This window comes from Acidimicrobiales bacterium (genome assembly GCA_035540975.1).
In the GTDB taxonomy this organism is placed as follows: Bacteria; Actinomycetota; Acidimicrobiia; order Acidimicrobiales.
In genome coordinates this window covers 1-8,893 of sequence record DATLFN010000116.1, presented here as the reverse complement: position 1 = coordinate 8,893, position 8,893 = coordinate 1, and the positions used below count along the sequence as shown (strand labels likewise).

9 protein-coding genes are annotated in these 8,893 nt (G+C 71.3%); 5 read left to right on the top strand and 4 right to left on the bottom strand.

The window, feature by feature from the left end; genetic code table 11:
- Positions 1-179 precede the first annotated feature (179 nt).
- Genes VM242_11955 through VM242_11945 form a run of 3 tightly spaced genes read left to right on the top strand, consistent with a single transcriptional unit; the run spans position 180 to position 1,499 of the window.
- The gene (locus VM242_11955; protein HVM05876.1) at positions 180-632 is read left to right on the top strand and encodes a helix-turn-helix domain-containing protein; all 453 of its coding nucleotides are present in this window, start codon (positions 180-182) and stop codon (positions 630-632) included.
- Positions 629-1,321 carry a transposase gene (locus tag VM242_11950; protein ID HVM05875.1) on the top strand — a complete coding sequence of 231 codons (693 nt, stop codon included), beginning with the start codon at positions 629-631 and terminating at the stop codon, positions 1,319-1,321. The genes VM242_11955 and VM242_11950 overlap by 4 nt, the downstream gene beginning before the upstream one ends.
- A 22-nt stretch (positions 1,322-1,343) precedes the next feature.
- Positions 1,344-1,499: a hypothetical protein gene (locus VM242_11945; GenBank protein ID HVM05874.1), complete on the top strand. Its 156-nt coding sequence runs from the start codon at positions 1,344-1,346 to the stop codon at positions 1,497-1,499.
- Positions 1,500-1,998: 499 nt separating this feature from the next.
- Here VM242_11945 and VM242_11940 read toward each other — a convergent pair whose 3' ends face one another.
- On the bottom strand, positions 1,999-3,420 hold the full coding sequence (locus VM242_11940) for a right-handed parallel beta-helix repeat-containing protein (GenBank protein HVM05873.1): 1,422 nt from the start codon (positions 3,418-3,420) through the stop codon (positions 1,999-2,001).
- A 377-nt stretch (positions 3,421-3,797) separates the two neighbouring features.
- On the bottom strand, positions 3,798-4,217 hold the full coding sequence (locus VM242_11935; protein HVM05872.1) for a hypothetical protein: 420 nt from the start codon (positions 4,215-4,217) through the stop codon (positions 3,798-3,800).
- A 28-nt stretch (positions 4,218-4,245) separates the two neighbouring features.
- On the opposite strand from VM242_11935, the gene VM242_11930 reads away from it, so the two are divergent.
- Positions 4,246-5,127: a hypothetical protein gene (locus VM242_11930; protein HVM05871.1), complete on the top strand. Its 882-nt coding sequence runs from the start codon at positions 4,246-4,248 to the stop codon at positions 5,125-5,127.
- 177 nt (positions 5,128-5,304) lie between these two features.
- Here the strand turns inward: VM242_11930 and VM242_11925 are convergent, their stop codons facing one another.
- Both VM242_11925 and VM242_11920 read right to left on the bottom strand, forming a co-directional pair.
- A complete protein-coding gene (locus tag VM242_11925; protein HVM05870.1) occupies positions 5,305-6,048 on the bottom strand; it encodes a triose-phosphate isomerase family protein in 744 nt (247 codons plus the stop codon).
- A 29-nt stretch (positions 6,049-6,077) separates the two neighbouring features.
- Positions 6,078-7,124 (bottom strand): Gfo/Idh/MocA family oxidoreductase, encoded by a 1,047-nt coding sequence (locus VM242_11920; GenBank protein ID HVM05869.1) that lies wholly within the window; start codon positions 7,122-7,124, stop codon positions 6,078-6,080.
- 338 nt (positions 7,125-7,462) lie between these two features.
- Here VM242_11920 and VM242_11915 point away from each other — a divergent pair, with 338 nt between their 5' ends.
- On the top strand, positions 7,463-8,842 hold the full coding sequence (locus tag VM242_11915; GenBank protein HVM05868.1) for an integrase core domain-containing protein: 1,380 nt from the start codon (positions 7,463-7,465) through the stop codon (positions 8,840-8,842).
- The last annotated feature ends 51 nt before the right edge of the window (positions 8,843-8,893 follow it).

Sequence of the window (8,893 nt, the reverse complement as noted above, 5' to 3'; positions counted from 1 at the left end):
TCGGTGCGTGCCGGCGGCGGCGGTCGGCGCCCGATCGCCGGCCAGGGCACCCTGCCCTTCAGGCCGTGCTCAGGGCTAGTGCCGCGTCAGGCAACCTTGGCCTTGCAGATCCACCACCGTGGAGTCGCGATGGCGCACGCTGATCTCCCGCTCAGATCGGTCGAGGTCAGGAGGTGGTGGTGTCCAGGGAGAGGCTTCGGGTCCGGGAGCTCTCGAACGACGAAGGCAACCGGCTGCTGCGGATCGTGCGCCGCAGCTCGGGGTCGGTGGTGACGTGGCGGCGGGCGCAGATGGTGCTGTTGTCGGCCCAGGGGATGGATGTCGAGCAGATCGCCAAGGTGGCGTTCACCAGCGCAGACCGGGTGAGCGACGTGATCAACAACTTCAACGACGACGGCTTCGACTCGCTGTACCCGAAGTACTCGGGCGGCCGGCCGCCGACGTTCACGCTCCCCCAGCGCCAGCAGATCAAGAAGATCGCCCCGTCCCGGCCCGTCGACCACGGCCTGCCGTTCTCGACGTGGAGCCTGACCAAGCTGGCCGAGTTTCTGGTGGCTGAGGGGGTGGTCGACGACATCAGCCACGAGGGCCTGCGGGACCTGCTCCGTAAGAAGGCGTCTCCTTTCAGGTGATCAAAACGTTCAAGCAGTCCAACGATCCCGACTACGAGGCCAAGAAGAACCGGGTGCTCGAGCTCTACGACATCGCCGACGGCAAGGCCGAGCCGGGCCCCGGCGACCCGGCGGTCATCATTTGCATGGACGAGTTCGGGCCGCTGAACCTGCTGCCCCGGCCAGGGAAGCAGTGGGCGCCGGTGGCGTCGCGCAAGGACAAGGGCTCGCCCGCCTCACCCCGCCGGCGCCGGCGGCGGGCGACCTACAAGCGCACTCAGGGGGTGCGCCACCTCATGGCGGCGCTCGACCTGCGAACCGACAAGATGTACGGCCACGTCAAGGCTAAGAAGAATCGCACCACCTTCTTGGCCTTCTGCCGCTACCTGCGATCGCTGTATCCGCCTGATGTGCGCATCGCCATCGTCCTCGACAACTTCAGCCCCCACCTGTCTACGAAGAAGGACCAGCGGGTCGGGACGTGGGCGGAGGCGAACAACGCCGAGCTGGCCTACGTGCCCACCAACGCGTCGTTCCTCAACCGCATCGAGTGCCAGTTCACGGCTCTGCGCTACTTCGCCCTGGACGGAACCGACCACCGCTCCCACGAGGAGCAGAACTCGATGATCCGCCGCTACATCGCGTGGCGCAACCGGCACACCGACAATGAGAAACTTCGTGCAATTTCGATCCGCGCAAACGTTGCCTGACGCGGCACTAGCTTCTTCCCCGGTGAGCGGTCCGAGCGACGCGGAACGACGGGACGGCGTCCAGCTCACCAACCTCGATCAGCCGTTGTTCGAGGGCGCCGGGGCGACCAAGAGGGACCTCGTGGAGTACCTGGCGGTCCGTAGGGGGGTGGGCATGAGGGGCGCCTCCTGGGTGTGAGCCGGTGTCCCCCGACTACTGGTGCCGAAGGCCGCCCTATCCGGACGACGGGACCGTCACCGGCTATCCGCCGACGAATCGAATCCGGAGCGCTCCGGCCGCTGCCAGCTCGGCGACTCGACTCAGTACCTGACGGCGACCGGGCGCACGGGTTCTCGGGCGGTCCGCAAGCGCCGAAACGTCCGCGGGGAGAAGACACCACGGAACGCGGAGGGAGACGCGCGAGCGGTACGGGCGTTCCCGCGCGGAGTCGGCGGAGCTCGTCAGCGGCTGCGGCGCCGAGCGTTACCGGGCTCACCTCGCAGGAGTACGCCGGATGCCGGGCGCAGCGGAGACCGCTCGGCTGACGACGTATGCATTCCCCTCGGCGCTATGTGCGGCCACCTCCGCCCGGCCGTTCCTGGCTGCATCCGGATCTGCTAACGCAATAGGAGCTTTTGTCATCTATGAGGGCGCGCAGCGCGTCGGCGCCCTCAGCAACGTGACGCCTGGCGTGGCCTCAGCCGAGCTCAGCCGGGCGTCCGTTGCCGCGTCCCAGGGAGCCCATCGCGCCCGCCGCCACCGAGGAGGCGGACTTCCCGGGCCCCCCGACCCAACCGACGCCGCCGGCGGCGACACACCGGTCGTTGACCGTGCCGAAGCGGTTGCCCGACCACACGATCCGACTGCAGCCGCCCATGTCGGCGCCGTCGGTGCCGGCGTAGTTCGCCGACGGCCCGAACATGGCGTTGACCTCGCCGGCGCGGGCCCCGTTGCGGCGACCCTCGTTGGCGAGGATGAGGGGTGCCGGCCCCCGGGGGTCACCGGAACCGGCGACGTGCAGGCCGTCCAGCCCGTTGTTGTTCACGACGTTGTGGCGGATCACGGTTCCCCAGAAGCCTGGCCCGCGGGTGTCCAGCATGATGCCGCCGCCGAGGTTGGCGGAGGACGTGTTGAACTCGACGAGCGTGTCGTGCGGCCCGTTCATCTCCTCCGCCCCGGAGTGATGAAGCATGATGCCGTGCAGCTGGCGGTCGAGGCCGGCGTTGGCCGCTCCGGTGCCGGAGACGTGGTTCCGACGGATCACGTTGTAGCCGTTCGAGGGGCCGAATGCGGCGATCACGCCGTGCACCATGATGCCGGCCAGGCCGCTGTTCCTCACGTGGTTGCCCTCGACGAGGTTGTCGTCGGCGCCCGGTCCCTCGACGCGGATGCCGACGTCCTGGATGAGGCGCCCCCGGGGCTCCGGGGCGGGCTGGCCCTGACCGATCCCGCCGCAGATGCTGTTGCCCACGACGTCGATGGGATTCGGGTCGGTGCCGGGCGCCTTGTTCACCACGTTGTTGTCCACGGTCCGGTTGTTCACCACCACGTTTCCGTCGGAGAAGCCGACCAGGGAGATCCCGGAGAACGGCCCGTTGTGGCGGGCGACGTTCTCCCTCAGCACGTTGCCGTTCGAGTTGAACACCGAGATGCCGTCGCCGAACCAGCAGAACGGCCCCGTCACGGGGTCGATGTCCTCGAGCAGGACGTCCCGCCCCGTCACCATCCGGTAGTTGACGTTGTCGGCGGCGGTGATCCGGCGGACGGTGTTGCTGCCCCCGCCCATGATGACCACGCCGGCGTCGAACCCTCTCACCGTCCCGTTGACCACGGCGGCGCCGCTCACCCGCCGCAGCAGGATCCCTGGCTGGTCCCGTCCGAAGGGCCCGAGATCGCCGTTCGAGCGGGCGTCGGTGTCGCCCCTCACCTCATGGCCGCCGAGGTCGAGGGTGACCCCGTCGGCCGCGACCACGAGACCGATGCCGGGGCAGGGCCCGACATCGGCGGTGAGCCGGGTGTCGGCCGTGATCACCGTCCCGCAGGCCACCGTCGCAGCCGTTGCCGGCTCGACGAGGAACGTGCTCAGCGTTATGGACGCCACGCCGGCCGTCATCACCATCCGGCGAGCGAACCGCACCTCGTGCCGCGACAACGCGAGACCAGACACCACGACTCCCCCTCACCGCCAGCACGCGCCGGACGCCGACGGAGTATACGCAGAGCTTCTAGTCCTGTCAGTATGTGTCGAAGCGCTACCGACCCGCCGACAGGCGCGTGTCGGGTCGCCGCCCGCCTACGTCCGACGCCGCCTCCGGGACACGGCGCTGATGGCGACGCCGGCGGGGCCGGAGCCGGGCCAGCCAGCACCTGGGGGCGCGAGCAGCCGGGACAACTGGCGCGCCGCGGCCGCCACGAGCTCGGCGACGCCGGGCGACCCCGCCCGGCCCGGCGATTGGTCACCCGAGACGATGCGATGCGCACGGAGAGAGGACCAGCTCAGCTCGATGCGCGACCGCGCTCGCTGGCGTCGACCGTGCCTACTCCTGGTCCGAGGCTTCGATCCCTCCGCCGGTCGGCGAGCTGGTCAAGGTCGCGCACCCGCACATGGCGCACGTCGCGGTGCCCGCGGCTCCCGGGGGCCAGGACGAAGGGCACCTCGGTGTCGTTCAGCCATCGCCACAACGTCGCCGCGCCAACACCAACGCGGGCCGCTCCCTGGTCGATCGTCAGCAGCTCCTCCCCGGCGTCAGCGGCGACGGGAACGCTTCTGCTCTCCCGGCGCCGTACCGGCGCCCGCTGGCCCTCGATCCACGCCTCCAGGTCCGCGGTGCGAAAGCGGAGCTCGCCGCCGCAGCGCACGACGCGCAGGCGGCGCTCATGGACGGCATCCCACAGCAGGCCCGCCCCCACGCCCATGGCGACCACCGCGTCGGCAACGCTCAGCGTGCCAGCTGACGGCGCCTTCTCGGCGTACCTGGACGGCGTGCGCGGGCTGATCCTGCCCGAGTTGGAGGGCCGGCCCCTGTCGGTCATCCGGGTCCATCGGGCCCACGAAGCGTTCATGCAGAAGAACGTCCCGAAGTACACACCGGCCTGGGTGCCCACGGTGAAGGTCTGGGCCGAGACGTCCAAGCGGGAGGTGTCCTATGCCCTGTGCAACGACCGTCGAACGCTCTTGTGGTTCGCCAACCAGCGGGCCGTGGAGTATCACCCGGCCCTGGCGCGGGCCGACCGACCGGACCGGACCACCTACCTCGTCGTCGACCTCGACACACCCGACGCCGCCAGCTTTCCCATGGCCGTGCGGGCCGCCCACCTGGTCCGCCGGGCGCTGGCCGAGGCGCTGGGGGGCGCCGTCAAGACCAGTGGGGCCAAGGGCGTCCACGTGTTCGTCCCCGTCGGCGACACGGTGTCCGCCGAGGAAGCAGCGCTGGCCACCCGGGCGATCGCCGCTCGGGCTGCTCGGCTCGATCCCGCGGTGGCCACCACCGCGTTCATGAAGCAGGACCGGGAGGGGAAGGTCTTCGTCGATGCCACCCGGGTCGCCGGGGCGACCGTCGTCTCGGCCTACAGCCCCCGTGCCCGTCCCGGTGTCCCCGTCTCGTTCCCCGTCGCCTGGGACGCCCTCGATGGCGTTGCGCCGGAGGACTTCACCGTGCACACGGCACGCCGGCACGTGGGGGATCGCAACCCGTGGGCCGAACACATGCCCCCACCGCAGCGGGTGAGCGACGACCTCGTCGAAGAGGGCCGAGCCATCCCCGCCGGCCGGGTGGAGGCGATGCACGAGGGCAGGCGCAGGGCCCGAGCCCGCCGGGACGAGTGAGCCTCGTCCCGGCGACCCGGCGACGAGGCGCCGATCGGGCGCCTTGTGTCGTCCCGGCGAGACGGATCACCCAGCGTGCGTTCCCCGCGGGTCTCGCCGGATCCGCGGTGGGCGCAAGGGCCTCGGCGCCAGCGGCCGGCGACCGGGATCGAGGCGGCGTGGTGCCCGCGGGCCGCCTCACGGTCGGCCCGCCACCTGCTCGATTATGTGGAGGAAGCTCTCCGGGTCGAGGGTCGCCCTGGTGGCGCCCACCCCGTCGAGGTTGTCGAGGCTCAGGAGCGGTTCGATGTCGTCCTCGTCGACCGCACCCCCGTAGAGCACGACGGGGTCCGGCGTGCCGAGTCGGACGAGCGCCCCCTTGAGGTGGTCGACGGCCCGTCGGACGCGGTCAGGGGGCGCCGGTTCCCGGCCGCCGATCGCCCACGCCGGCTCGTAGACGACGAGCAAGGGCTGCGTCGCCGGGTCGGCGCGCGCCAGCGCCCGCCCCAACCGCTCGTGCGCCGCCTGGCGGGGGTCGTCGCCCACCTCGTCCTCGCCGACGAACACGATGGGGACGAGGCCGGCTCCCGCGACGGCAGCCACCTTGGCGGCGATCTGCTCGTCCGTCTCGCCGGCGGCGCGCCGCTCGCTGTGGCCGACCATGACGTACTCCACCAGCCCGCGCAGCATGGAGGTCGAGATCTCCCCCGTGTACGGGCCACGCGGCTCCCAGTGGCAGTTCTGCGCGCCCAGCCGCACGACGCGATCGTCGGCCAGCCCTCGCAGCGCCGCCAGGGCGACGAACGGTGGGCACACGATGACGCGGGGCAGGGTGGACTCGGCGGCGAGCCGGTCGGCGAGACGGGCCTGGACGCCGGCGAGCACCGAACGGGCCTCGTCCACCGTCGGGTACATCTTCCAGTTGGCGAGGACGTACCGCATCGTCCCGGCGACGTCCCTCGAGCGCTGCGTCAGTCGGTGCCGACCACGGGCACGGGGCGCACCCAGCGGCGCTCCACCGCTGCGGTCCGGACGGCGTCGTAGACGGACTGCACCCGCAGGGCCTCCTCCAGGGAGGGATCGGGAGGGGCGTCGTCCCGGATGGCGGCCGCGAAGTTGCGGGCGAGCCGCTCGAATGCGGTTGCCGGGCTGTCGTCGAGCGGGCCTTCGCACCGCAGCTCCTCGCCCGCCCGTCCCCACCAGACCCGGCGGTCGGCGTCCAGGCGGACCGAGCCCCGGTCGCCGTGGAGCTCGATGACATCGCCCCGGTCGTGGCGGGCGGTCGCCACCAGGCTCACCACGCCGAGGCCGCCTCCTTCGAAGCGGAGCAGGATGCCATAGGCGTCCTCGGCGGTGACGGGGAGGAGGTCGTCGCCTCCCGAGGTGCGCACGGGCACGCCGACCTCGGTGGCCGCCGCCACGGCCTCGACGGGTGGGAGCAAGTGCAGCAGCAGGTCGAGGTCGTGGACGCCGTAACCCTGGAGCCGGCCGCCCCCCATGGTGGCGTCGTGGACCCAGGTGTGTGGGCGGGTGTAGGGGTCGGCGTGGTCGGCGAACACGAGCGACGCCGACACCATGCGTGGACGCCCGAGCACCTCGCGGGCGCGTTCGACGAGGCGACGACGGGTGTCCTTGAGCCGCAGCTCGTAGCCGACGGCCCCCACCACGCCGGCGTGGCGGACCGCGGCGACGATGTGCTGCGCCTCGGCGAGGTTGCCGGCGAGGGGCTTCTCGCACAACACGTGGAGTCCTCGGCGCGCTGCGGCCACGGCGAACCGCACGTGGGTGAACACCGGCGTGGCGACGTGGACGGCCTCGAGGCCCGGGAACGACAGCAGCTCGTCGTAGTCCGCCGTCCCGAGCGCGAGACCGTTGCCCCGGGCCAGTTCCCGTGCCCGCTCGGGACGTCGGGACCACACCGCCACCGGCTCGAAGTCCTCCAGCTGCTGGTAGGCGGGCAGCGCGACCTTGGCGCCGTAGCCGGCTCCGACGACCGCGATCCTGACGGGTTCGCCCATTCTGTGACCTCCGGCGCAGACGCTACCGAAGCACAGCCGCCTGCGTGTGGGGGTGTGCGGGCCGGTCGGTGTTGCCGTTCGCCGCTCACCGTTGTCGGTCGACCTCCGTGAAGCGTACGCAGGGACGGAGCAGCCTCATGCGTGCACCGGTCCCCGGCGGCCCCGCCGCCTCGATCATCTCCGTGCGATACCGGGGCGACACCACGTGGCCAGCGCTGCCGGGTGCGAAGACGGTAGGGAACCGTCACCGTGGTTTGCGTCTGACTTCGCCGCGGAGGATCCCCCGAGAAATGACCCAAGGCTGAGAGGCTCCTCGGCTTCACCGAGAGGAGCACGCAGTGCCGCAGACGACTGGCCGACGGTCACCGAAGAAGCTGTCGGCGGAGACCAAGTGGGAGATCTTCCTGCAGGTGACGACGGGCGAGACCACCCAGGCCGACGCCGCCCGCCGGTGGGGCGTGGACGTGTCGACGATCATCGGCATCCGCCGCACCGTGAAAGACGCCGCCCTGGCTGCCCTGGCCCGCCCCGGGACGGCCGGCCAAGGAGCGGGACTGGCAGCTGGAGGCGGCCCGGGCCGAGATCGGCCAGCTGACCGAGGCCATCAAGGCCCAGGCCATCGAGCTGGCCGTGGCCAGGGGAAAAGCCGTCTGGGGCTGACCGGACCCCTCCCGGCGCGGGTCCCCGCCGAGGTCAAGGAGCTGGTCCTCAAGAGCGTCGACGAGGCGGTGGCGCACGGCTTCGTGCACCACTGGGTCTGCTCGCTGTGGGGTGTCTCCGACGACCGGGTGCACCGCTGGCGGGCCCGCAGGCTCCAGATGGGCACCCTGGTGGACCGCTCGCCCGGGGGCTCCCCCGTCCACGGCCTGGTGCCGGCCGAGGTGAAGGCCATCCTGGCGGTGGCCGAGCAGTGGGGACCGGTCGACCGCAGCCACCGCAAGCTGGCCCATCGGGGCTCCTACACCGGCACCGTGTGGGTGTCGCCGTCCACGTTCCGGCGCGTTCTGGCTGCTCACGGCCTCGTCCTGCCCGAGCCACCGATGCGCACGCCGAGCACCCGCAAGCCCTGGCCGGACTGGTTGGTGTGGGAGCCGAACCGGATCTGGATCTGGGACGTGACGCATTTCACCCGGGCCCGGCGGGCGGTGTTCGCCATCGTCGACATGGTGAGCCGGCGCTGGATCGACACCCTGGTCAGCGTCGAGGAGACGGCCTCGCAGGTGGTGGTGGTCTTCGAACACGCCCTGGAGGCCGAGGGCCTGCTCGCCCACCTCACCGACGAGCGCCTCGACCTCGACCCCGACGACCCCCGCCGGCCCATCCTGCTCGCCGTGTCGGACAACGGGCCGCAGATGACGGCGCACGACACCCGGGCGTTCATGGCCCTCATGGCGATCGCCCAGCACCACGGCCGCCCGCACACACCCACCGACCAGGCATGGATCGAGAGCTTCTTCGGCCACATCAAGACGGAGTGGCCCCACCTCGAGGACATCGCCGATCCCGTCGTGCTGGAGAGCGAGCTCGCCCGGGTGCGGGTCGAGTACAACACCGTCCGCCTGCACGAGGCCATCGGCTACGTCACGCCCGACGACGAGCACCACGGGCGTGGCGAAGCGATCCGCGAGGCCCGCCGGCAGGGTCTCGCCCGAGCCCGGGAGGAAAGGCTCGCCTACCATCGCCGGACCGACACTGACCACCCCGAGGAGACCTCGTGACTTGGTTCATTTCCAAGCCGATCTCCGCGGTTAAGTCAGACACACCTCAAC